Origin of the sequence: Amycolatopsis cynarae (assembly GCF_026802195.1) — a bacterium.
Lineage (GTDB): Bacteria > Actinomycetota > Actinomycetes > Mycobacteriales > Pseudonocardiaceae > Amycolatopsis_E > Amycolatopsis_E rhizosphaerae.
Genome location: NZ_CP113836.1, coordinates 105,965 through 129,660, shown reverse-complemented (window position 1 = coordinate 129,660; position 23,696 = coordinate 105,965). Strand labels below are relative to the sequence as shown.

At 70.6% G+C, this 23,696-nt stretch carries 25 protein-coding genes; 14 read left to right on the top strand and 11 right to left on the bottom strand.

The features are described 5' to 3' along the window. Positions 1-89 precede the first annotated feature (89 nt). The 3 genes from ORV05_RS00680 (at position 90) to ORV05_RS00670 (ending at position 1,682) form a co-directional block, all read left to right on the top strand. Positions 90-377, top strand: coding sequence for a glutaredoxin family protein (locus tag ORV05_RS00680; RefSeq protein ID WP_268756502.1), 288 nt, complete (start codon positions 90-92; stop codon positions 375-377). 14 nt (positions 378-391) lie between these two features. After that, entirely contained in the window at positions 392-949 is a 558-nt protein-coding gene (locus ORV05_RS00675; protein WP_268756501.1) for a TetR/AcrR family transcriptional regulator, read from the top strand. A 202-nt stretch (positions 950-1,151) separates the two neighbouring features. Beyond that, positions 1,152-1,682, top strand: coding sequence for a hypothetical protein (locus ORV05_RS00670; protein WP_268756500.1), 531 nt, complete (start codon positions 1,152-1,154; stop codon positions 1,680-1,682). Between the two features lie 94 nt (positions 1,683-1,776). On the opposite strand, the gene ORV05_RS00665 is transcribed toward ORV05_RS00670, so the two are convergent. The 7 genes from ORV05_RS00665 to ORV05_RS00635 all read right to left on the bottom strand — a co-directional run bounded on the left by ORV05_RS00665 (position 1,777) and on the right by ORV05_RS00635 (position 8,263). Beyond that, positions 1,777-2,628: a response regulator transcription factor gene (locus ORV05_RS00665; protein WP_268756499.1), complete on the bottom strand. Its 852-nt coding sequence runs from the start codon at positions 2,626-2,628 to the stop codon at positions 1,777-1,779. 10 nt (positions 2,629-2,638) lie between these two features. After that, positions 2,639-3,475: a MurR/RpiR family transcriptional regulator gene (locus ORV05_RS00660; RefSeq protein ID WP_268756498.1), complete on the bottom strand. Its 837-nt coding sequence runs from the start codon at positions 3,473-3,475 to the stop codon at positions 2,639-2,641. Beyond that, complete coding sequence (locus ORV05_RS00655) at positions 3,472-4,521, bottom strand: zinc-dependent alcohol dehydrogenase family protein (protein WP_268756497.1); 1,050 nt, start codon at positions 4,519-4,521, stop codon at positions 3,472-3,474. The genes ORV05_RS00660 and ORV05_RS00655 overlap by 4 nt, the downstream gene beginning before the upstream one ends. A 52-nt stretch (positions 4,522-4,573) precedes the next feature. Further along, the gene (locus ORV05_RS00650; RefSeq protein WP_268756496.1) at positions 4,574-5,386 is read right to left on the bottom strand and encodes an LLM class flavin-dependent oxidoreductase; all 813 of its coding nucleotides are present in this window, start codon (positions 5,384-5,386) and stop codon (positions 4,574-4,576) included. Positions 5,387-5,502: 116 nt separating this feature from the next. Beyond that, entirely contained in the window at positions 5,503-6,189 is a 687-nt protein-coding gene (locus tag ORV05_RS00645) for a metal-dependent transcriptional regulator (RefSeq protein ID WP_144587370.1), read from the bottom strand. Positions 6,190-6,222: 33 nt separating this feature from the next. Further along, the gene (locus tag ORV05_RS00640; RefSeq protein ID WP_268756495.1) at positions 6,223-6,669 is read right to left on the bottom strand and encodes a GNAT family N-acetyltransferase; all 447 of its coding nucleotides are present in this window, start codon (positions 6,667-6,669) and stop codon (positions 6,223-6,225) included. Then, positions 6,656-8,263 carry an amidohydrolase gene (locus ORV05_RS00635; RefSeq protein ID WP_268756494.1) on the bottom strand — a complete coding sequence of 536 codons (1,608 nt, stop codon included), beginning with the start codon at positions 8,261-8,263 and terminating at the stop codon, positions 6,656-6,658. Before ORV05_RS00635 ends, ORV05_RS00640 begins: the two co-directional genes overlap by 14 nt. Before the next feature lie 47 nt (positions 8,264-8,310). Between ORV05_RS00635 and ORV05_RS00630 the strand changes: the two genes are divergently transcribed. The 4 genes from ORV05_RS00630 to ORV05_RS00615 are packed head-to-tail and all read left to right on the top strand — an operon-like array spanning position 8,311 to position 11,584. Beyond that, positions 8,311-9,042: an enoyl-CoA hydratase/isomerase family protein gene (locus ORV05_RS00630; RefSeq protein WP_268756493.1), complete on the top strand. Its 732-nt coding sequence runs from the start codon at positions 8,311-8,313 to the stop codon at positions 9,040-9,042. Further along, positions 9,039-10,571, top strand: a complete 1,533-nt coding sequence (locus ORV05_RS00625) for an AMP-binding protein (protein WP_268756492.1) — start codon at positions 9,039-9,041, stop codon at positions 10,569-10,571. Before ORV05_RS00630 ends, ORV05_RS00625 begins: the two co-directional genes overlap by 4 nt. Then, complete coding sequence (locus ORV05_RS00620; RefSeq protein ID WP_268756491.1) at positions 10,562-11,203, top strand: TetR/AcrR family transcriptional regulator; 642 nt, start codon at positions 10,562-10,564, stop codon at positions 11,201-11,203. Before ORV05_RS00625 ends, ORV05_RS00620 begins: the two co-directional genes overlap by 10 nt. Positions 11,204-11,260: 57 nt before the next feature. After that, entirely contained in the window at positions 11,261-11,584 is a 324-nt protein-coding gene (locus tag ORV05_RS00615; protein WP_268756490.1) for a hypothetical protein, read from the top strand. Positions 11,585-11,655: 71 nt separating this feature from the next. On the opposite strand, the gene ORV05_RS00610 is transcribed toward ORV05_RS00615, so the two are convergent. Together ORV05_RS00610 and ORV05_RS00605 are read right to left on the bottom strand one after the other, a co-directional pair. Then, the gene (locus tag ORV05_RS00610; protein WP_268756489.1) at positions 11,656-12,825 is read right to left on the bottom strand and encodes an acyl-CoA dehydrogenase family protein; all 1,170 of its coding nucleotides are present in this window, start codon (positions 12,823-12,825) and stop codon (positions 11,656-11,658) included. Positions 12,826-12,887: 62 nt separating this feature from the next. Further along, positions 12,888-13,727 carry an alpha/beta fold hydrolase gene (locus tag ORV05_RS00605; RefSeq protein WP_268756488.1) on the bottom strand — a complete coding sequence of 280 codons (840 nt, stop codon included), beginning with the start codon at positions 13,725-13,727 and terminating at the stop codon, positions 12,888-12,890. A gap of 67 nt (positions 13,728-13,794) precedes the next feature. Between ORV05_RS00605 and ORV05_RS00600 the strand changes: the two genes are divergently transcribed. Further along, on the top strand, positions 13,795-14,463 hold the full coding sequence (locus ORV05_RS00600) for a 4'-phosphopantetheinyl transferase family protein (RefSeq protein ID WP_268756487.1): 669 nt from the start codon (positions 13,795-13,797) through the stop codon (positions 14,461-14,463). A 51-nt stretch (positions 14,464-14,514) separates the two neighbouring features. Here the strand turns inward: ORV05_RS00600 and ORV05_RS00595 are convergent, their stop codons facing one another. Continuing rightward, positions 14,515-15,636, bottom strand: coding sequence for an isochorismate synthase (locus ORV05_RS00595; protein ID WP_268756486.1), 1,122 nt, complete (start codon positions 15,634-15,636; stop codon positions 14,515-14,517). 68 nt (positions 15,637-15,704) lie between these two features. Next, positions 15,705-16,016: an integration host factor, actinobacterial type gene (mihF, locus tag ORV05_RS00590; RefSeq protein WP_268756485.1), complete on the bottom strand. Its 312-nt coding sequence runs from the start codon at positions 16,014-16,016 to the stop codon at positions 15,705-15,707. A gap of 270 nt (positions 16,017-16,286) precedes the next feature. Here mihF and ORV05_RS00585 point away from each other — a divergent pair, with 270 nt between their 5' ends. From ORV05_RS00585 to ORV05_RS00560, 6 genes are all read left to right on the top strand, one after another. Next, positions 16,287-17,915: a long-chain fatty acid--CoA ligase gene (locus ORV05_RS00585; protein ID WP_268756484.1), complete on the top strand. Its 1,629-nt coding sequence runs from the start codon at positions 16,287-16,289 to the stop codon at positions 17,913-17,915. Between the two features lie 199 nt (positions 17,916-18,114). Next, complete coding sequence (locus ORV05_RS00580) at positions 18,115-19,818, top strand: TIGR03767 family metallophosphoesterase (protein ID WP_268756483.1); 1,704 nt, start codon at positions 18,115-18,117, stop codon at positions 19,816-19,818. 5 nt (positions 19,819-19,823) lie between these two features. Then, positions 19,824-20,231, top strand: coding sequence for a PaaI family thioesterase (locus tag ORV05_RS00575; RefSeq protein ID WP_268756482.1), 408 nt, complete (start codon positions 19,824-19,826; stop codon positions 20,229-20,231). Positions 20,232-20,299: 68 nt separating this feature from the next. Next, complete coding sequence (locus ORV05_RS00570; RefSeq protein WP_268756481.1) at positions 20,300-21,574, top strand: C39 family peptidase; 1,275 nt, start codon at positions 20,300-20,302, stop codon at positions 21,572-21,574. 96 nt (positions 21,575-21,670) lie between these two features. Further along, entirely contained in the window at positions 21,671-22,771 is a 1,101-nt protein-coding gene (locus tag ORV05_RS00565) for an S-(hydroxymethyl)mycothiol dehydrogenase (protein ID WP_268756480.1), read from the top strand. 165 nt (positions 22,772-22,936) lie between these two features. After that, positions 22,937-23,629: a TetR/AcrR family transcriptional regulator gene (locus ORV05_RS00560; RefSeq protein ID WP_407652660.1), complete on the top strand. Its 693-nt coding sequence runs from the start codon at positions 22,937-22,939 to the stop codon at positions 23,627-23,629. Positions 23,630-23,696: the final 67 nt, after the last annotated feature.

The following is a 23,696-nucleotide window of genomic DNA, read 5'->3' as shown; positions in this document are numbered from 1 at the left end:
AAGATCTTTCGCGTTTTCACCCGCTCGCGTTACGGACGCCGATCACAAAGCGGTCACCTCGGGCATCCCGGCGCGATACCTTGGGGGGCATGAGCACCACACAGGAAAGCGTTGTCGAGTTCTACTGGCGCCCCGGCTGCCCGTTCTGCATGATGCTGCGCGCCGATCTCGACCGTTCCGGCCTGCCGCTGCGCGAAGTGAACATCTGGGAGGACCCGGAGGCCGCCGCCCGCGTCCGGTCCGTCGCCGACGGCAACGAGACCGTGCCCACCGTGTTCGTCGGCCCGGTCGGCATGGTCAATCCGGACCTCGACGAGATCCTGGCCGCGGTGCGCGTCCACGCGCCGGAACTCCTGGGGTCCGGTACCGACCAGTAGGTACAGTGGCGGAGGTGAACACAGCGGAACGGCTGATCCGCAGCACCCAGGAGCTGCTGTGGGATCGCGGCTACGTCGGCACCAGTCCCAAGGCCATCCAGCACCACGCGCAGGCCGGCCAGGGCAGCATGTACCACCACTTCACCGGAAAGCCGGATCTCGCCCTCGCCGCGATCCGGCGCAACGCCGAGGAACTGCGGGCCGAAACCGAGGCACTCCTGTCCGCCGAGGGCACCGCCACCGAGAAGATTTCCGCCTATCTGCACCGCAGACGCGAGGTTCTGCGCGGCTGCCGGATCGGCAGGCTCGCCCAGGACCCGGAGGTCATGGCCAGCGACGAGCTGCGGCAGCCGGTCCAGGAAACCTTCGAGTGGCTGCGCTCCCGCCTGTCCGCGGTGCTCGCGGAAGGCAAGGAGCGCGGCGAGTTCTCCGACACCCTGGATCCGGAGGCCGTGGCGGCCATGCTCGCCGCCGTCGTGCAGGGCGGTTATGTGCTCGCCCGCGCGGCCGGATCCGAAGAGCCGTTCGCCCGGGCCATTGACGGCGCCCTGGACCTACTGTTGAGTAGTTAACCGTCGAGTCCGCCTGGAGACCCAGGGCGGAACCTGTGACGGAACGGTTGCAGATGGTGGCGGAAACGGGTGCGGAGAGCGATTTCCCACCACAACCTGTGATATTCCGGGCCTTTTCCCACCCCGGTCATTGCCGCATGCCCGCGTTGCGATACAAAAGCAGCCTCCCGCACTCTCTCCCCCCGTTCGAAAGGTATCTCCGGTGAACGACGAAGTGTCGGTGGCCGAGCTGCTGGAACGCGAGGGGTGGACCGAAGCCGATCCCGCCGCCCCGAAGGGCCGGATGCAGGTGGTCGCGGTCATGCTCGCGGTGGTGCTGGGCTGCGGGCTCGCCGCCCTGCTCGTCCACTTCGGATCCCAGAACCCGCAGGCCGATTCCCCTTCCCTGATCGACCTGCCGCACGGTCCGACCGGCGGCCTCGCCGGCGGCGGCGTTCCCTCGATACTGGACACGACCGAAGTCACCGGGACCAACACCCGGCTCGTGGTGACCAACCAGTCCGGCACCGCGGGCAACGGCGTCCCCGAGAACACGCGGCACCGCACCACCGGCACGTCGACGATCACGGTGACCGAAACGGGCAAACCGTCGGCCTCGACCACCGGCTCCGGCGCCGCCGTGACCACCACGGACACCAGCGGACCGGGCGTTCCAACGTCCACCGGCACCAGGAAGACCACCACCACGACCACCCCCGCGCCGACGACCTGCTTCCTGCTGTTCTGCTGGTAATCATTCGAACAGGCCCGCGAAAAATCGGGCAAAGAAGAGCGGGAAAGCGCTTGCGCACGGACTGACAAGGTTGTCATCGCCGGTGCAGTGAAGGTCAATGCGCAGTTTTGCGTATGGCGGGGTGGGACGTGCGCCCGGAAAATGAAGTCGCGGGGTGGCGCGCGTCGTGAGGGGTACGCGCGCCACTCGCGATCAACCCGGCCCACTGGGCACGCAGCACGGTGGACACGCGGTCGGAGGTGCCGAGCTTCCGGTAGACGTTCTGGACGTGCTTGTGCACGGTGCGCACCGACACCCCGAGCCGCCGCGCGATGGCGACCGCGGGCAGCGCCTCGGCCAGCAGGCCGAGCACCACGACCTCGCGCGGGGTCAGCCGGTACTCGGCGGCCCGCTCCTCAGGTTCGGACACCGAGGAGCGCCAGGACCACATTCGGTGCAACTGGGCGTCCGCGCCCGCCAGCAGCGGCTGGATCCGTTCGGCGTAGGCGCGCTCCCGGTCGGTGAAGTCCTCGGCCCGGTGGTAGACGAGGAACCCCCGCAGCACCCCGTCCTGGTGGGCCACCGGCAGGCCCAGCACGTCATCGCCGTCGAACGCCTCACGGGCCCGGTCCGCCGCCTCGCTGTCGCGCCAGGCGGGACCGAGGATCTCGCTGCCGGTCGCGGGAAGGCACAGTTCGTCGCCCCGCATGTACCACTGGAAGGGCAGCTCGCTCCGCACGTGACGACCCGTCCGCGGATCCACCTCGGCGACACCGCCGGAGGTCCACGCGCGGACCGTTCCCCGGTTTTCCGTCCACTCCTCGTCCTTGTGGATGGCGGCGGTGCCGTGCAGGCTTTCGAGCAGTTCCCCGGCCAGCCAAGGCCAAAGCTGCTCCGGCTGGTGGGTGTGCAGGATCGCGGTGGCCACGTCGAGCATTCGCTCGTAGTCCCGGCTGTCGAGTCCCATCGGGGCCAGCCTATTCGTGGAAGAACCCGAAGGATTCCGCGAGGTCATCGTCGGCGCCGTGGTTCCCGCACCGGAGTCCGGTTTCCCCGGCCAGCGCCTGGGCGAGCGCGCACAGCGCGGTCAGCGAACGGACGCCCACACCCCCGGTTTCGGCGTACAGCGCCGCGTCGGCGTGGTCCGCCAGCGGCGATGCCGCGTTGTCGGTCAGCGCCACCACGGGGTTGCCCCGTTCCTTCGCGTACTCGGCCGCACGCACGGTGTCCGCGGCGTACCGCCGGACCGACACGGCGACCAGGACCTCGTGCTCGCCGAGCTCGCGCAACTCGTCGACGAGGGACTGGCCGAGGCGCCGCACCCCGTGCCGCACCCGGCCCAGCCGCTGGGCGAACAGCACCGCCACCGCGGCCGAGTCCCGCAGCCCCAGCACCGCCACACCGGGCGCCCCGGCCAGCAGTGCCACCGCCCGCAGCCACGTGTCCCGGTCCAGCCTGCCGAAGGTGCGGGCGAGGTTGCCCTGCTCCTGTTCGAGCGTCGCCGACAGCACCCCGCCCGGCGGCTGCTGCCCGGAACTGTCCGCACGGCGCGCAAGCTGCGCCTGCTCGGCGAGCCACGCCCGGCACAGCTCCATGATCGAGGGATAGCCGGACAGCCCGAGGGAGCCGGCGAGCCTGCTGATGGACGATTCGTGCACCTCGGCCAGTCGCGCGGCTTCCGCGATACCGCGGAAGGCGGTCCCCTCGGGATCGGCCAGCACCAGATGCGCGATCCTCAGCTGCCCCCCGGCCAGTTTCGGCAACCGGCTCCGGAGCAACTCGGTGAGCTCCTGGTAACTGCCCGGTGGTGTCACTGCCCCGCGAACTCCACCACCGTCACACCCGCCTGTGCGGGCACCGGATCGTCCATGCGCGCCAGCGCTTGGGGGGCCTCGTCCAGTTTGATGCGGCGGCCGACGAGCGACCGGAGATCGAGCCCGGCCCGGGCCACGAAGTCGAGCATCGCCGGGTACTCGTGCGCCTGCAGTCCGTGGCTGCCCAGTATCCGCAGTTCGTCCGCGATCACTTGGTGCATCGGGATCGGCGGCACGCCCAGCTCCGGCGGCAGCAGGCCCACCTGCACGTGGCGGCCGCGCTTGCGCAGGCTCGCCACGGAGGCGGCACAGGTCGCGGGCAGGCCGACGCAGTCCAGCGACAGGTGTGCGCCACCGCCGGTGAGCTCGCGGACGGCCGCCACCGGGTCCTCGTCGGCGGACAGGACGGTGAACTCCGCACCAAGCCGCCGCGCGAGGGCCAGCGCCCCGGGCGAGACATCCACGGCGACCACGCGGGCACCGGCGGCCGCCGCCAGCATCACCGCGGAAATCCCCGCACCGCCGCACCCGTACACCGCGACCCACTCGCCACCGGACACCGCGCCCTGGCGGAGCACCGCCCGGAACGCGGTGCCGAACCGGCAGCCCAGCGCCGCGGCGGTCACCGAGTCCAGCTCATCCGGCAGCGGCACCAGGTTCACGTCGGCGTGGTCCAGCGCGACGAGTTCGGCGAAGGATCCCCAGCCGGTGAACCCGGGCTGGAACTGGTGATCGCAGATCTGCTGGTTGCCGCTCGCGCACTGCGCGCACCCGCCGCAGGCGCAGACGAACGGGACCGTGACGCGATCGCCGGGACGCCGGTGCCCGACACGTTCGCCGACCGCCACCACCCGGCCGGCGAGCTCGTGCCCGGGCACGTGCGGCAGCCGCACGTCCGGATCGTGGCCGCGCCACGCGTGCCAGTCGCTACGGCACACACCGGTCGCCTCGACGGCGACCACCACCCCATCCGGAGCGGGCCCGGGATCGGCGACCTCCCGTACTTCGGGGAGTTCCCCGAACTTCTCGAACACGACGGCACGCACCGCCCCACGATACGGGGCGGCGCGGCCGGAAGGCAGCTGCTTCGGGGGCCGGTCAGCGTCCCTTGAGCAGTTCGATGACGGGAGCGAACTCGTCGACGAAGGAGCCGTTGACCGTGATGTAGGAGGTGCCGTACTCGTCACGGCGCCGCAGCAGCGTGTCTGCCTGCTCCTGATGCGTACCAGGCAGCACGGTCACCGCCCCGCGCCGCACCAGCTCCTCCGCGGTGACACCGGCGAACCTTTCCAGCCATGGCGCGGGCCCGTCGCCCACCGCCATGATGTTGAGCGACAGCTCGATCTCGTCGAGGCGGTCGCACACGCGCCGGAAGTGGTCCACGACGGCCTTCGCCTCGGGTTCGGTGGTCCCGGGCAGCCAGGCCAGCGCGAGGATGTCCGCCGTGCGCGCGGCCACCTCCAGCGCCTTCGGACCGCCCGCGGCGACCAGCAGCGGCGGGCGGTCCGGCTGTTCGCGCAGGTAGGTGAGGGTGTCCGCGAGGTGTGCCACGCGTTCGGCGCGGGTGCCGTACGAAACGCCCAGCTTGGCGGCGTGCCCCTCCAGGTCGGGACGGCCGCTGCCCAGCCCGAGCTCGAACCGGCCCCCGGTGAAACCATGCAGGGAGCTTGCCTGCCAGGCCAGCAGTTCGCGGTTCCGGAACCGTTCGACCGCGACGAAGGTGCCCATGTGCAGGGTCGTGGTCACCGCGGCCGCGGCGGACAGCAGGGTGAACGGGTCCCCGGCCGGTTGCGGATCCGGGGAGAGGAGAACGTCGTAGCCGGCGTCTTCGGCACGCCGGGCGAGACCGGTCCAGCCGGCCAGATCGATGGCCGTACCGACGATGCCGAAACGGAAGGGGCGCTCAGTCATGATCCCCATACTGGCCTCGCCCGCGCCCGCCGCGCATCCCGTCACCGACGACACATCGCCTACGTCCCCCGTTGTACACAGGCGCCTCCCACCGGGCCTGGGGACGGCACAACGGTCTAGAGCACGGCGACGCTGAGGGCCTGGGCGATCTCCTTGCCGAGGGCGTGGGTCGCCGCTTCGGGGGGCGAGCCCACCTTCACCACCAGCGGTCCGCCGAAGGGCTGCCGCTCGACCACCTCGATGCGCTCGCCGAGGCGGATGGCGTGCTCGGACAGGTACCGCAGGAGGTCCGGGTCGGTGTCCCAGACGCGCACGATCTGCCCCACCGCGCCGGGCTCCAGCTCGTCCAGCAGGCGGGTGTGCAGTTCCTCGACGCTGCCGTCGGCGGCCGGGATCGGGTCGCCGTGCGGGTCACGCACCGGATTGCCCAGTTTCGCCGCGATGCGCTCGACCAGCCGGTCGGACATGGCGTGTTCGAGCGCGTCGGCCTCGGCGTGCACCTCGTCCCAGGTGTAGCCGAGGTGCTGCACCAGATACGTCTCGATCAGCCGGTGGCGCCGCAGCACGCCCCGCGCGAGCAGCCTGCCCGCCGGGGTCAGCCCGATCCCGCGGTACGGCACGTGCTCGACCAGGCCCTGCTGCGACAGCTTCGTCACCATTCCCGACGCCGACGACGGGCTGACCGCCAGCCTGCTCGCCAGTGACGTGTTGGTGACCGGTTCACCGCGCTCGACCAGGCCGTAGATGACGCGGAGGTAGTCCTCTATGGAGGACGACGTTCGGCGACTGGCACGGTCTGGCATGGCCTCAACTCTACGTCGCCGACCTGGATCGAGTCAGCCAGCGGGGGACCATCGGTAACGGATCCAGCCGGGCACGGGACGCGCCCCGAGCTGGGCGTAGAAGGCCGCGGCCTTGTCGTTGCCCTCCTGCATTTCCCATTCGACCCGGCCGCTGGTGCGCTCGCGCAACTCCGCGAGCAGCTCACGGCCGAGGCCGTGCCTGCGGTACTGAGGACGGATGAACAGGTCGTCGAGCCAGATGCCCGGCCGCCCCTGCCAGGTGGCGAAGTTCCACGAGCAGAAGGCGAAACCGGCCACGGTGCCCGGCTCACCGGGTGGTTCGGCGATCAGCACCCAGGCCTTCGGGTCGGGACCGAACAGGTGGCCCGCCATCTCCTCCCGGTCCAGGATCAGCGTGTCGTTGCCCTCGTAGCGGGCGTGTTCCTCGATGAGTGCGCAGATCTCGCCGGCGTCGGCGGCCTCGGCGTCACGGACGGGCATCGGGGATTCCTCTCTGGTAGGCGAGCGAACCGCCGACGACGGTGGCGAGCACCAGCGCCTCCGGCAGGCGCTCCTCGTCGGTCGGATCGGCGGACAGCACGGCGAAGTCGGCGAGCTTGCCGGGGTCGATCGTGCCCAGCTCGTGTTCGCGGAACGCGGCATAGGCGGACCCGAAGGTGTAGGCCCGCAACGCCTCGGCGGCGGTGAGCCGTTCCTCGGGGCCGAACGGCCGTCCCGACGAGGTCCGCCGCCGCACCATGTCGAGCAGGCCGAGCAGCGGGGCGCCGTCGACCACCGGCCGGTCGGAACTGCCCGGCAGGACGCAACCGGCGTCGAGGAAGGACCGCAGCCGGTAGCACCACGGCACCCGGTGCGGGCCGAGCGCGGCCGCCATGCCGTCCCCGATCTCGCTGACGAACCGGCCCTGCGGGACGGGGATCAGGCCGAGCGCGGCCAGCCGCGGCAGCGCTTTCGGCGGCAGCACTCCACAGTGCTCGATGCGATGCCGGTGCCCGGGACGCGGATGCTTCGCCAGCGCGGCTTCGTAGGCGGACAGCACGGTGGAGATCGCCCGGTCGCCGATCGCGTGTGTGGCGATCTGCCAGCCGGCCTCGTGTGCGCGCGCGATGGTCCGCACCAGTTCGTCCTCGGGCAGCTGGAAGTACCCGCGGTTGCCGGGCTCGCCCGCGAAGTCCTCGTCCATGGCGGCGGTCCGGCCGATGAGCGACCCGTCGGCGAACAGCTTCACCGGCCCGATCCGCAGCCACTCGTCCCCCAGCCCGGTCCGGAGACCGAGGTCCAGGCCGAAACCGCCACCGTCGGGCAGGTCGTGCAGCACGGCCGAGGACACCATCACGGTGCTGCGCACCCGCAGCACGCCGCGGTCGCGGGCGAGCTGGTACGCCGCGAGCTCGGCCGGGCTCTCCCCGACCAGCCCGCCGCCGATTCCCGCCTCCTGCACGCTGGTGATGCCCTCGGCCAGGTACCGCTGCCCGGCGCGGTCGATCGCGGTGACCAGGGTTTCGACGGGGGTCGGGTAGATCAGCGGCCGGAGCAGCAGCTGCGCCTGTTCGCGCAGCAGGCCGGTGGGCGAGCCGTCCTCACCGAGCACGACGTCGCCGCCGACCGGCACGTTCGCCAGGTCGAGCCGTTCCAGCACGCTGGAGCCGACCACGGTCATATGACCCGAGGTGTGCTTGAGCCGGACGAGGTGACCGGGTGCCGCGCGGTCGAGCCCCTGCCGGGTCGGGTGACCGCCGATCAGGCGGTTCTGGTCGTAGCCGCTGCCCACGATCCATCCACCCGGCGGCACCCGCGCGGCGCGCTCCGCGATCGCCGCGTACACCTCGTCGACGTGCTTGCACTCGCCGAGCGGCACCTCGTCCAGGCTCTGCCCGAACCACGCCATGTGGTTGTGCGCGTCGTGGAAACCCGGGACCACGAAGGCACCGCCGAGGTCGATCCGCTCGCGCGCGGAGCAGCCCTCGGCGTCTTCGCCGAGCGCCACGATCCGCCCGTGCAGCACGGCGACCGCGGAGGTCCACTCCTGCCCGGCCAGCACCCGCGCGTTCTCGAACACCACGTCCACCCGCATGAGCCCGACCCTATCGATCGATCGATCGGCTCGCTAGGCTCTTCGGTATGAGTTCGGTGGAGGTCGGCCTCGACGGCGGGGTCGCGCACATCTGGTTGAACCGGCCGGAGCGGCTCAACGCCGTGGCCGAAGTCCTGGTCGACGACCTGCTCACGGCGCTGGACACGGTGGCGCGCTCCGGCGCGGGCGCCGTGGTGCTCGCCGGGCGCGGGCGCGCGTTCTGCGCCGGGCACGACCTCAAACAGCCCGAGCCGGAAGGCGATTCACGGGCCCGGCTGGAGCGCCTGCAGGACGTCACGCGGCGCCTGCGCGCGCTGCCCCAGCCGGTGATCGCGGCCGTGCACGGCTACGCGATCGGCGCCGGCGCCGAGTTCGCCCTCGGCTGCGACCTGATCCTGGCCGCCGAGGACGCGGTGTTCTCCTTCCCGGAGACGGGTCTCGGGCTGAGCGTGACCGGCGCGGCCTCCCGGCTGCTGCCCCAGCTCGTCGGCCCGCTCAAGGCGAAGGAACTGCTCCTGCTCGGCGAGCGGATCGACGCCGAGACCGCGCTGCGGCTCGGCCTGGTCAACGCCGTGGTGCCGGACGTGGCGGCCGCCGCGGCGGACTGGGCACACCGGATTGCCGCCCGCCCGGCCGGGGCGGTCACCCTGGCCAAACGGGCACTGGACGCCGCGATCGAACTGGAGCCCGCGCTCGAACTCGAGGTCAGCCACGCGCTGCTCACCGAGCACACCCCGGAGGTGGCCCGCTCGGCCGCGGCCTTCCGGAGCCGTGAATGACTCCGCTGGCTCAGGTCGACGATCTCGTCACCCTGGTGCGGCGCGCCGCGGCGCTGTGGCCGGACAAGGATGCGTGGATCTTCGACGAGACGGGCGTCCGGCTCACCTTCGCCGAGGTCGACCGGCAGAGCACCCGGCTGGCGCTGGCGCTGCGCGCCCTCGGCCTCGCCGAGGGCGACCGGGTGGCGGTGATGCTGCGCAACGAGCCCGCGTTTCCGCTGCTGTGGCTGGCGCTGGCCAAGGCGGGCGGCGTGCTGGTGCCGGTGAACATCAACTACCGGGAGCTCGACGGGGCGCACGTGCTGCGGCATTCGGGGGCCCGGTTCGCCGTGGCCGCCCCCGAATTCCTCGACCTGCTGGGCCGGATCGCCCCGGAGACCGCACTTTCCCGGGTGCTCACGATCGACGAGCTCACCGCGCTGGAAGTGCCGGAGCAGGCCGTGCTCCCGGCCGCCCCCGGCGAGCGGCCGATCAACATCCAGTACACCTCGGGCACCACGGGCGCCCCCAAGGGCTGCGTGCTCCCGCACCGCTACTGGCTCACCCTGGCGCGCGGCCTGGTCACCGGCTTCCCGTCCGTCTCGGCGGAGGACACCATCCTCACCGCCCAGCCGTTCCACTACGTCGATCCGCAGTGGAACGTCGCGCTGGGCCTTGCCGCCGGCGCCACGCTCGTGGTGCTCGACCGCTTCCACCCGTCGACCTTCTGGGAACGGGTCCGCCACTACGACGTCACCTGGTTCTACTGCCTCGGCCTGATGCCGACCCTGCTGCTCCGGCAACCGGAGTCCGAAGTGGACCGCCGGCACCGGGTGCGGGCGATCAGCGCCTCGGCCATCCCGCGCGATCTGCATGCCGCGCTGGAGAAGCGCTGGGGCGCGCCGTGGCACGAGGCGTTCGGCATGACCGAGACCGGCGGCGACATCCGCGTGTCCGATGTGGACCACGACGAGCTGGTCGGCACCGGCTGCATCGGACGCCCGACGCGCGACCGCGAGGCGATGATCGTCGACGAGGCCGGTTTCCCGGTTCCCCGCGGCGAGACCGGGGAACTGGTGCTGCGCGGAATCGGGCTCATGCACGGCTACCACGACGATCCCGAGGCCACCGCCCGCGCCTTCCGCGGAGGCTGGTTCCACACCGGTGACCTCGCCCGCATGGACGAGCGGGGCCGGATCTTCTACCTCGGCCGCACCAAGGACATGATCCGCCGCAGCGGCGAGAACATCTCCGCCGACGAGGTGGAACGCGCCCTGCTGCTGCACCCCGCGGTGCGACTGGCCGCGGTGGTCGCGGTGCCGGACGAGTTGCGCGGCGAGGAGGTGAAGGCCTTCGTGGTGCTCGACGACAAGGCCGAACCCGACGAGCTGGCGGAGTTCTGCGCGGGCAAGCTGGCCTACTTCAAGGTGCCGCGCTACTGGGCGATCACGGACTCACTGCCGCTGACCCCGTCCGAGCGGGTCGCGAAGGGGGAACTCGCGGGCTGGTCGGTACCGACCTACGACCGGGTGCGGCACCGATGGCACTGAGCAGTGAGCAGCGCGTGCGCCGCGCCGCGGTGAAGCTTTTCGCGGACAAGGGATTCCACGGCACCGGCATCCGCGATCTGGCCCAGGCGGCGGAACTGTCCTCGGCGAGCCTGTACCACTACATGGGCACCAAGGAAGAACTGCTCGCCGGGATCATGACCGACTGCCTCGGCCGCCTGCTCCAGGGTGCGCGGGAAGCGACCGAAGGCGTGGCCGATCCCCGGCGGCGGCTCGCCGTACTGGTCGCACTGCACGTCCTGACCCACGCCGGACAGCCGGACGAAACGCGGGTCGTGGACAATGAAGTACACGCGCTGTCCCCCGCCGCACGAAAACACGTGGTGCGCCTGCGCGACGAGTACGAGCGGTACTGGGCCGAAACGATCGAGGAGGGCATCGCCCGTGGCGCCTTCCACGATCGCGAGCCCGCGGTGACCCGGCTCGCACTGCTCGAAATGTGCAGCGGCGTGGCACGCTGGTACTCACCACGGGGACCGCTCGGCCTCGACCGCCTCGCGGAGCACTACGCCGGGCTCGCGCTGAGGATGCTGGGCAGCGGTGACCACGACTGTCCCGGCGCGGTCGACCGTGCCCGGCAAGTGGTATCGACGGTGTGGCGAACGCCCCTCTAGCTGGGGATTCTCGGGCAACACCTTGCCGCGGCGGCGCAACTGAGGGACCCTCGAAGGGTGAGTGAGCAAACGATCCAACTGGAACTGGACGACTCGGGTCTCGCACCGGGGCTGCCGGTACCATCCAACCCTCGCGATCAGGTTCAGGACGTTCCCTACCGTCCGGTGGAGTTCCGCGACGACGACCTGCCCAGCGCGCTCGAACGGTGTGCGACCTGGCTGCGAAGCGCACAGGAGTGGCTCGGTGAGCCGCTCGACGTGCTCGCCATTCACCTCGACTACGACGAGCGCGAAGGTGCGCCCTACTACGACGTCAAGGTGCTCTGCAACGAAGAGGACCTGGCCGGGGTGCCCATCGCCCTCCGCAACCAGAAGAAGTAAGCCCGGTCCGGCCCGCCGGAGGGGCGCCCGCACCGGGTGCCCCTCCGTGGTCCCTCGCGTGCCGGTCTCGCTCAGCCGAGCACGCCGCCGATCTTCACATGCCCCTTGAGCAGGTTGCGGGCGATGGTCCGGCGCTGGATCTCGTCGGTCCCCTCGTAGATCCGCAGCAGCCGCAGCTCGCGGTACCAGCGCTCGATCGGCAGCTCCCGCGTGTAGCCCATGCCGCCGTGGATCTGCAGCACCCGGTCGACGATCTCGTTCGCCTTCTGCCCGCCGTAGAGCTTCGCGATCGACTGCGCGTGCCGTGAGTCCATCCCGGCGTCGACCTGCCACGCCGCGTGCAGGACCAGCCAGCGCAGCGCCTCCAGCTCCATCCCGGAGTCGGCGATCATCCACTGGATGGCCTGCCGCTCGGCGATCGGCTGCCCGAAGGTGACCCGCGTGTTCGCGTGTTCGATCGCCATGGACAGCAAGCGCTCGCACGAACCGATCGCGCGGGCGGGCAGCAGGTAGCGGCCGCGGCCGATCCACTGCATGGCCAGGTTGAACCCGCCGCCGAGCTCGCCGAGGATCTGGCTCTCCGGCACCCGGACGTCCTGGAAGACCAGGGAAGCCGGCCCCCACTCGCCCATCGTGTCGATGTACTCGGACTTCCAGCCCATTTCCCGGTCGACGAGGAAGCAGGTGACTCCGCCGTTGGCGCCCTTCTCCTGGTCGGTGACCGCGAAGACCATCACGAAGTCGGCCTCGTTGCCACCGGTGATGAAGGTCTTCTCCCCGTTGATGATCCAGTCGCCGCCGTCCTTGCGGGCGGAGGTGCGGATCGCCTTGGCGTCGGAGCCCGCACCCGGTTCGGTGATCGCGAAGCAGGACTTGCGTTCGCCCGAGATCGTCGGGAGCAGGTAGCGCTGCTTCTGCTCCTCGTTGGCGTAGAAGAGGATGTTGTCGGCCGCGCCGCCGAAGCGGAAGGGCACGAAGGTCCGGCCCAGCTCGGCTTCGAGCAGTGCGGTCATCACCGCGGACAGGCCCATGCCGCCGTACTCCTCGGGCGTCTGCACGCCCCAGAACCCCGACTCCTTGGCCTTGAGCTGCAACTCGGTCAGCTCGTCTTCGGTGATACCCGGTTCGCCGCGGCGTTCCCGCCGCAGGACCTCCGGTTCGAGCGGCATCAGCTCTCGCTGAACGAAGGTGCGCACCCAGTCGCGCACCTCACGCTCTTCCGTGCTCAGGGTGAAGTCCATCGTTGGCCCTCCCGGCGGGTCACTAAGCGCTTGCTTAGTCGCCAGGCTAGCGCACGACCCGCTCAGCCGGAATGCTCCGCGGCGAGGAAACGGGTCAGCGCCTCGGTCACCTCGGCCGCCCGTTCCACCGGCGGCAGGTGCCCGGTGTCTGGCAGGTCGAGCCGGCGCGCCCCCGGGATACCGGCGCTGAGCAGGTCTGACACCGCCTGGATGGCGGGCACGTCACTCAGCCCGTTGATCACCAGCGTGGGGGCGGCGACCTCGCCGAGGCGGGCTCCCGGTGAGGAGTGCCGCTCGACGACCCGCGGCCCGCTCCACTCCCGCCGGAACACCAGCCGCAGCATGTCGAGCGCCAGCGCCCACACCCGGGGGTCCAGATCGGCCGGATCCCGGTCCGGGCCGACCACGGTAAGCCGCCCTTGCGCCTCGGCCATCGCGGCCACGTCCGCCGGGTCCACTTCGGCACCACCCACGGCGTAGCGCCGCAACCGCTCCTCGGGCACGCAGCCGTGCACCCGCTCGGCGACCAGCGCGTGGAACTCCGGCGGCCACTCGTGCCCCGACAGGCCGGAACTGATCAGCGCGAGCGCACTCACCCGGTCCGGCTCGGCGAGCGCCGCCTCCAGCGCGTAGGAGCCACCCATCGAACACCCCACCAGCGCCGCCCGTCCGACGTCCAGCGCGTCCAGCAGCCCCAGCAGATCGCGGTAGTGCGTGACCTCACCCGCCGCGTCGTCCGATTCGCCGCGGCCGCGCCAGTCGTAACGGATCACCCGGTACCGCCGGGACAACGCCGCGAACTGGTGCTCCCACATCCGCCGGTCGCCGACTCCGGCGTGGACCAGGACCACCGCGGGTCCGCCGCCTGCCTCGTCGTAGGCCAGGCCGTTCACTTTCGCCATGCCGCCAACCGTAGGAGGGAAGGATTTACGGGTGCCCGGGATTTCGCCCACGGCGTAGGTTGGAGCGGTGATCGAATGCACCGTGTGGTGGGCGGCACCGCTGCCCGGCGAGCCCCGTTTCCTCGCCCTCCTGGACCCCCTGGAGCAGGAACGGCACCGCGCCTACCGCCAGGACATCGACCAGCGGCGGTTCCTCACCGGGCGCGTGCTGGCCAAGACGGTCCTCGGGCAGCGCCTCGGCCTCGCCCCCGCCGACGTGCGATTCGACGCCACGTGCGACGACTGCGGGAAGCCGCACGGCAAGCCGCGGCTGCCGGGAACGGAGTTCTCGATCTCCCATTCCGGTGACCGGATCGGCCTCGCGGTGGCCGGGGCGCCGGTCGGCCTCGACGTCGAAAGCGCCACCCGCCGGGCCGACGACTCGCTGATTTCCTACGCCTTGAACGAAACCGAGCAGCAGACACTGGCCGGGCTCGGCGCCGCCGAACGCACCGCCGCCTTTTTCCGTTACTGGACAAGGAAAGAGGCGCTGATGAAGGCGACTGGGAAGGGCCTGCGGATCCCACTGCGGAGCATCACGCTCGACGGCGGGCGGCTCGCCGCCTCCGGCGACGCGGCACTCGACCCGGCCACCACCCGCCTGTCCGACCTCGACCCCGGCGAGGGCTACCGCGCCGCCGTCGCCGTCCTCACCGCCGAAGACCTCCACGTGACCGAACACCACTGGACCCCCTGACCCCGGAGCGGTCCCGCATTGCCCTCTTCCCGCCGCGCAGGAGGCGCTGGTCTAGAGGTCCAGGTCGAGACCCATGGCGCGCAGCAGGGTCTGGAACTTCGCCGAGGTCTCGTCCAGTTCGGCCTTCGGGTCGGAGGCGGGCACGATCCCGCCACCCGCGTACAGGCGCAGCGAGCGCTCCGAGACCTCGGCGCAGCGGATCGACACGGCCCACTCGCCGTCACCCGCGGCGTCCATCCAGCCGACCGCGCCCGCGTAGTACCCCCGGTCGAACGGCTCCAGCTCACCCACCAGCGTGCGGGCCGCCTCGGTCGGGGAACCGCAGATGGCCGGGGTGGGATGCAGCGCCGCGGCGAGGTGCAGGGCGGTCACGTCGCGGTCGGCCAGTCGTCCGGTCACCCTGGTCGCGAGGTGCCACATGGTCGGCGTGGACACCAGCGCGGGCTCCCGCGGCACGTCGAGACTGCTGCAGAAGGGACGCAGCGTCTCCACGAGCGCCTCGATCAGCACTCCGTGCTCGATGTGGTCCTTGCGGGAGCGGGCCAGGCTCTCCCCGTTCTCCCGGTCGGTCACCGGGTCGGCGGAGCGGGCCGCGGAACCGGCGTGAGGATGGCAGATCACCTGGTCCCCCCTGCGGGACAGCAGCAGTTCAGGGGTGGCGCCGATGAGCTGGCGCCCCTGCGGCAGGCTCGCCGCGAAGGTGTAGCCGCCCGCCTTGTCCTTGACGAGGTTGTGCAGGATCGCCTTGGCGGGCACGTCCTCGGTGAACTCCAGGTCGAGCGCCCTGGCTAGGACGACCTTGCGCATGCCGCGGGCCTGCAGCTCGGCCACCGCGCGGGCCACGGCCTCCACGTGCCGGACGGGCTCGGGAACCGCGCGCACCGCCACCGGGGCGCCCACGGGTTTCCGGTCGGCCACCCGGACGGGACCGGCGATGCGCGTGATCCGCGGTACCACGACATGACCCGCCGTGGCCGCGGTGTCGAAGGGCAGCACGCCGACCGCGAGCGCGGCACCGGATTCGGCCAGCACGGCCTGGACGGCGTCGCTCAGCGCGAAGGCGTCGGTGTCGGTGAAGCTGTGGACGGATCCGGTGCCGAGAATCGTGCGGTCGGCGGTGCCGAAGAAGAAGTCCCCGGGTGTGTACTGCTCGAGCAGCTCTCTCGCGTCCACTCGACCATTATGCGGTGCACTCCGGCGGGCACGCGGCGCGAAGTACGTCACGTGCCCGCCGACGCGCCCTACTTGAGCGCGTCGATCAGCGCTTCGCGCTGGCGTTCGCCGAGACCGGCGGCACGCCGGTCGGGGTCGATTCCCGCCTGCTCCAGCAGCGCGGCGACCTTCACGGCACCGAGGCCGGGCACGGCCTTGAGCAGCTGTGTCACCTTCGTCTTGCCGATGGTCTTGTCTTCCTTGGCCTTGAGCAGCACCTTGTCGATGCTCTGCTTTCCGGACTTGATCGACGCGAGCAGCTCGGAGCGCGCCTTGCGGGCCTCGGCGGCCTTGGCCAGGGCCTCCGCGCGCTGCTCCGGTGTCAACGTGGGCAGAGCCAACGTACTAGTCCTTCCTGTATCGGATATCCGCTCTCGCGGCGACGACCCGGCACCCAGCGGATGCTTGCACGCGCAAGCGCTGGCCAGGCCATCTGGTCCACGGCCCCAGTAAACGCCACCTGGGCCGATGCCGCGAAACCGACACGCGCGCACTCGCCCGGACGGGGCGGGGGCGGAAGCCGCGAATCCGGTTCTGGTGGCGGCCGCGACGACGACCTACAGTCGCAGGCAACACCCGTTCAACGACGAATCGACCCGTGGAGCTGCCCCATGTTGAGCACCATGCAGGACGGCCATCTCTCCATCTCGACCCTCTTGCGACACGGCAGCAAGGTGCATGCGACCAGCACGATCACGACCTGGACCGGGTCCGGCACCCGGCGCGAGACCTTCGCCCAGCTCGGCGCGCACGCGGCGAAACTGGCGAACGCGTTGCGTAGCCTCGGGGTGACCGGGGACCAGCGGGTGGGCACCTTCATGTGGAACAACGCCGAACACATGGCGGCCTACTGCGCGATCCCGGCGATGGGCGCGGTGCTGCACACGCTCAACATCCGGCTCTTCCCCGAGCAGCTCACCTTCGTCGCCAACCACGCCGAGGACCAGGTCATCATCGTCGACGGGACGCTGGTGCCGCTGCTGGCCCCGCACCTGGCCGAGATGAAGACGGTCCGGCACGTCATCGTCGCCAACGGCGACGCGATGGCGCTGGAGGCACCCGCGGGCATCGAGGTCCACTCCTACGACGAGTTGCTGGCCGGCCAGCCGGACACCTTCGACTGGCCCGAGGTGGACGAGCGCTCCGCCGCCGCGATGTGCTACACGTCCGGCACCACCGGCGACCCGAAGGGCGTGGCCTACTCGCACCGCTCGATCTGGCTGCACTCGATGCAGGTCTGCATGACCGACAGCATGCGGCTGGCGGAAAGCGACAAGGCGCTGGCCATCGTGCCGATGTTCCACGCGATGTCGTGGGGCCTGCCCTACGCCGCGCTGATGATCGGCGCGTCGCTGGTGATGCCCGACCGGTTCCTGCAGCCGGGGCCGATCGCGGAGATCCTCGCCGCGGAGAAGCCGACCTTCGCGGCCGCGGTGCCCACCATCTGGCAGGGCCTGCTGCAGCACCTCGACGCGAACCCGCAGGACATCTCCCATCTCCGGGAGGTCGTGGTGGGCGGGTCGGCGGCGCCGCCGTCGATGATGCACGCCTTCGAGGAGCGCTACGGCGTGCCGATCCTGCACGCGTGGGGCATGACCGAGACCTCGCCGCTGGGCAGCGTGGCGCGCCCGCCCGCGGACGCGACGGGCGAACGGCGGTGGCAGTACCGCTACACGCAGGGCCGGTTCCCGGCCTCCGTGTCGGCGCGGCTGATCGGGGATTCGGGCAAGGAACTGCCGTGGGACAGCGAATCCGTGGGCGAACTGGAGGTACAGGGCCCGTGGATCGCCGCGTCCTACTACGGCGGCTCGGACATCGACCCGGAGAAGTTCCACGAGGGCTGGCTGCGCACCGGGGACGTCGGCAAGATCAGCTCGGACGGCTTCCTCACCCTGACCGACCGCGCGAAGGACGTGATCAAGTCCGGCGGTGAGTGGATCTCGTCGGTGGACCTGGAGAACACCGTGATGAGCCACCCGGCGGTCGCGGAGGCGGCGGTGATCGGCGTGCCGGACGAGAAGTGGGACGAGCGGCCGCTGGTGGCGGTCGTGGTGCGCCATGGCCAGCAGATCACCGCGTCCGAGTTGCGCGAGTACCTCAGCGACAAGGTCGCCAAGTGGCAGTTGCCGGAGCACTGGACCTTCATCGACGAGGTCCCGAAGACCTCCGTCGGCAAGTTCGACAAGAAGCGCCTGCGCGCCCTCAACCTCGAAGGCAAGCTCGACATCACCCACTTCTGAACGCGCTTTCCCGGGCCGGACCTCGCCCCAGGCGAGCCGTGAAGGGTCCCTGCACAGTCGATTCGACTGTGCAGGGACCCTTCACGGCCCTCCGAACGAGTGGAAATGCGACTAGTTTTCGCGTTTTGCTCTTCTGAAGGTCATCTCCTCGTTAGCCTCTCCCGGCAGGCTTTCCGCCGACCAGGAGAGGTGGCGTGGGATGGGCATGATTTCCAGGCGCGGATTCGTGGCGGCATCGGGGCTTGCGGGGCTCGGGCTGATGCTGGCCGCCCCGGCGGCGAGCGCGAAGCGCGCGGTGCGCACGACCGGGACGACACTGGCTTCCGCGGCCACCCCCGCCACTCCGGGAAGCGCTTACACCCGCCTCACCGCCGGCCCCGGCTGGCCGCTCGTCGTCCGTGAGGACCTGGTCGCGGGCCGGACCGGCCGCGACGACCGGCGGACCGGGCTGGCCTCGTTCGTGCAGTTCACCGACCTGCACATCACCGACACCGAAAGCCCGGCGCGCTTCGAATACCTGCACGACCTGATCGGCTCCGCGCACCGCCCGCAGGAGACGCTGGGCACCGCGGCCACCGCCGCGCTCGTCGGCCGGGTCAACAACCTCCGCCTCGGTCCGTTCACCGGCAGGCCGTTCGACTTCGTGATGACCACGGGCGACAACACCGACAACCACGAGCACCTCGAACTCGACTGGTTCCTCAAGCTGCTCAACGGCGGCACGATCACCCCGAGTTCGGGCGACCCCACCCGCTACGAGGGCGTCCAGGCCTCCGGCTCCCCGCTGTTCTGGAATCCGGACGAACCGCTGGGCGGCGACGCCTACACGGCCAAGGGCTTCCCGCAGATCCCCGGCCTGCTCACCGCCGCGGGCGCGAGTTTCACCTCGGCCGGGCTGAAGGTCCCGTGGTACTGCACCTTCGGCAACCACGACGACAGCGTCGTCGGGACCCTGCCGGACGGCATCCCCGGCCTCGCCGAGTGGTACACCGGCCGCTACAAGGTCATCGGCAAGGACGAGAGCACCACCGCGAAACTGGCCGCCGCGATCAAGACGCCCGGCGCCACCGTCCCCGTCTCGGAACTGTTCGGCGGCGGCGTGGTCCGCGAGATCACGCCCGACGGCCGGCGCAGGCCGTTCACCACCGCCGAGTTCGTGCAGGCCCACCTCGACGCGGCCAACACCGGTCCCGGCCCGGAGGGCCACGGCTTCACCGGCAACAACGCCGACGGGGTGAACGTCTACTACACGTTCCGGATCGCCCCCGGCATCACCGGGATCAGCCTGGACACCACCACGCTCGGCGGTTTCGCGGACGGCTCGATCGGGCTGCAGCAGTACCTGTGGGTGGAGAAGACGCTTACCCGCGGCAGTTCCACCTACTACGACTTCTGGGGCAACAAGGTCCACCACCAGGTGACCGACGAACTGTTCGTCCTGTTCAGCCACCACACCTCCACCACCATGGGCAACCTGCTGCCCGACGCCCGGCACCCGCTCGAACCGCGCCTGAACGGCGACACGTTCGTCGCCCTGCTGCACCGGTTCCCGAACGTGCTGGCCTGGGTCAACGGGCACACCCACCTCAACAAGATCACCGCACATCCCGGCAAGACCCCGGCGCAGGGCTTCTGGGAGATCAACACCGCCTCGCACATCGACTTCCCCCAGCATGCGCGTGCGATCGAGGTGGCCGACAACGGGGACGGCACGCTGTCGCTGTTCACCACGCTCATCGAGGCCGATGCGCCCTACTCGGTGGACTACGGAAACCGGTCACTGCCCGCACTGGCCTCGCTGTACCGGGAACTGTCCTACAACGACATCCACGCCAAACTCGACCGCCTCGGCGCGGCGGCCGACCGGAACACCGAACTGCTGGTCGTGCACCCCCTACGCTGAGCCGCATGAGTGAACTCGACGAAGCGGGCACCGCACTGTTCCACCAGACCATGCCGTTCACCAAGCGGCTGGGCGTGGAGGTGCTCCGGCACGGGAAGGACGCCGTCGTCTCGCGACTGGCGTGGGAGGACTCGCTGTGCACGCTGGGCGGCATGCTCCACGGCGGGGTGCTGATGTCGCTGGCGGATGCCACCGCGGCGGTGTGCGCCTTCCTCAACCTGCCGGAGGGGGCGCAGGGCACGACGACCATCGAATCGAAGACGAACTTCCTGCGCGGCCTCCGCGAGGGGTACGCCACCGCGACCTCGAAGCCGCTGCAGGCCGGGCGGCGCGTGATCGTGGTCGAAACCGAGATCCACGACGACGAGGGCAGGCTCGTGGCCAAGGTGACGCAGAGCCAGGCCGTTCTGTAGGGCGCGCGGGATGCGCCGTTAGTAGGCAAATGGTTTACACCACTGCTGGCGGGGGCGAGAATCACGCCATGACCCGGATGCGCGCAGGCCGCCTGTTCAGCTTGGTCACCGTCGCGATGATGGCGACGGTGACCGCCCTCCCGACCGCCGAGGCTCGTCCGGGCCGTCCGGCCACCGCACCGGTGAACTACCACGAATGGTCCGGCCCGGCCTTCCATGCGGGCGCGTTCTCGGGGGTGGTGGCCGTGCCCGGCGGGCTGGGCCTCGGCAGGCCCGCGGGCACCCTGGCCTACGAGGGCAAGGACTACGAATACGGGCAGTGGACCTCGCCGGTCTACCGGCACGGATTCGGGGCCACCGAACTGATCGCGTCGTGGAACGCGCGGACCCCCGACAAGACCTGGCTGCAGGTCGAGGCGCAGGGCGAGACGGAAACCGGCGCGGAGACCGCCTGGTACGTGATGGGCCGCTGGGCCAGCGGGGACACCGGCATCCGGCGCACCAGCGTGGACGGCCAGGACGACGCCGACGCCGAGGTCAGCGTGGACACCCTGGTCATGAAGCCCGGCGTGACGCTGCGTTCGTACCGCCTGCGCGTGAGCCTCTACCGCGAGGTGGGCAGCGGGGCGAGCCCGATGCTCGCCACGGTGGGCGCGATGACCTCGGCGATCCCCGACCGCTTCGAGGTGCCCGCCTCCCGTCCCGGCAAGGCGCGCGGGATCGAACTGCCCGTCCCGGCCTACGCCCAGAACCTCCACAAAGGACACTTCCCGGAGTACGGTGGCGGCGGCGAGAACTGGTGCAGCCCCACGTCCACCGAAATGGTCGTCGAATACTGGGGCCGCCGCCCCCGGGAAGAAGACATGTCCTGGATCCCGTCCGGTTACGTGGACCGCACCGTCGACTACGCCGCGCGCTACACCTACGACTACTCCTACGAGGGCACCGGAAACTGGCCGTTCAACACCGCCTACGCGGCCGAGTTCGGCCTCCACGGCCACGTCACGCGGCTGCACTCGCTGAACGAACTCGAGGACTACATCGCGCACGGCATCCCGGTGATCACTTCGCAGTCGTTCCGGGCCGACGAACTCGACGGCGCGGGCTACGGCACTGCGGGACACCTGATGGTGGTCGTAGGCTTCACCGCGGACGGCGATGTGATCACGAACGACCCGGCGTCCAACAGCGACGCCAACGTGCGCACCGTGTACAAGCGAGCCCAGTTCGAAACCGTCTGGCTGCGGACCAAGCGCTACACGGCCAGTGGCGCCGTGGCAGGCGGCAGCGGCGGGGTCGCCTACATCATCACCCCCGGCCGCGACCAGGCCTCCTCGAACTGACCTGACACCCTTCCCGGCCGCTGTCGCGGGCGGCACCCGTTTCGTGGCAAGCTGCGAAGAGAGGATCGGCCGAGTCATCCGGAGGGGTGAGCGCAGATGCCATACGAGGTGCAGGGAGTCGTTTCCCGCGCGAAGGGCGAGCCGGTCTCGCTCGAGACGGTGATCGTGCCCGATCCCGGGCCGGGCGAGGCGGTGGTCTCGGTCAAGGCGTGCGGGGTCTGCCACACCGACCTGCACTACCGCGAGGGCGGGATCAACGACGAGTTCCCGTTCCTCCTCGGGCACGAGGCGGCGGGTTACGTCGAGCAGGTCGGCCCGGGCGTCACCGACCTGGCGCCGGGCGACTTCGTCATCCTCAACTGGCGCGCGGTCTGCGGCACCTGCCGGGCTTGCCGCCGCGGCCGACCCTGGTACTGCTTCAACAGCCACAACGCGAGCCAGTCGATGACGCTGGCCGACGGCACCAGGCTCACCCCGGCACTGGGCATCGGCGCGTTCCTGGAGAAGACGCTGGTGCACGCCGGGCAGTGCACGAAGGTCAGCCCCGAGGCCGAACCCGCGGTGGCGGGCCTGCTCGGCTGCGGGGTGATGGCCGGGCTCGGGGCGGCGCTGAACACCGGCGCGGTCGGCCGCGGCGACACGGTGGCGGTGATCGGCTGCGGCGGGGTCGGGGACGCCGCGATCGCGGGGTCGCACCTCGCGGGCGCGCGCACGATCATCGCGGTGGACACCGACGACCGGAAACTGGAGTGGGCCAAGGGGTTCGGCGCCACCCACACGATCAATTCGCGGGGCCTCGGCCAGAACGACGTGGTCCAGGCCATTCAGGAGCTCACCGATTCCTTCGGCGCGGACGTGGTGATCGACGCGGTGGGCCGTCCGGAGACCTGGAAACAGGCGTTCTACGCGCGGGACCTCGCCGGGACGCTGGTGCTGGTCGGCGTGCCCACGCCGGAAATGCGACTCGACGACATGCCGTTGATCGACTTCTTCTCGCGGGGCGGCTCGCTCAAGTCCTCGTGGTACGGCGACTGCCTGCCTTCCCGCGACTTCCCGATGCTGGTCGACCTCTACCTGCAGGGCCGGCTGCCACTGGAAAAGTTCGTGACCGAGCGGATCCCCCTCGATGGCGTCGAACGCGCCTTCGAGCGCATGCACAAGGGTGAGGTGCTCCGGAGCGTGGTGGAGTTCTCCTGATCCGGCCTCGCCACGCCGGATCCGACGGGCAGGCGAACAAAACCTCGCCGGAAGGTGACAAAAGACCCTGGACGCGACGGCAATTCCGCCGCGGCGCCGAGGCCTGCCGTCCAATGGTCTAATATCGCCCGCCTGGAACCGAAGAGGGCACGGTGACAACGACACATGGACGATGACGGTCACACCGCGGTCGGACAAGACCGGTCCCCCTCGTCCCCGCCGGAGTCTGCTGCACGTTCATCTGCACGCGCATCCAACCTCGCCCATACCCGGGCCCGGCAGAGCACCGCCCGCGTCGCCGACGACCTTTTGCTCGACGCCGCGCGGCAATGCGTCCTCGCGGTGGGTCTGCGGCGCGCCACCCTCGCCGAGATCGCGAGGACCGCAAGGGTCAGCAGGATGACCTTGTACCGGCGTTTCCCCGACGTGCACAGCGTCCTCTCCGCCCTGATGACCAGGGAGTTCGGGGCGCTGTTGCAGCAGGCGATGGCCGAAGGCGCCGAAGCGGGCAACGCGCGGCAGCGGCTGGTCCGCAGTGCCGTCGCCGCGATCCGGCTGCTCAACGAGGACGAGCTGATGCGCACGGTGATCGACGTGGATGCCGAACTGCTGCTGCCTTATCTCGTCGAGAGGTTCGGCGGCACGCAGCAGGTGGGCGAGCGGTTCATCACCGCGCTGCTGGCGGCAGGCCACCGGGACGGTTCGGTTCGCGCTGGCGAACTCGCCACGCAGGCCCGCGCCGTGCTGCTGGTGGTCCAGTCCTTCGTGCTGTCCTTCCGCCCCGCCACCGCCGACGTGCCCGAAGAGGCACTCCTGGCCGAGCTGGCCCGCCAACTGGATTCCGCGCTCCACCCCTGAACTCGGACGTGCCCTGATAGCGCGTGGCCCCTTGCAGTAGCATTGGGTTTTTGCAACGATACGTTGT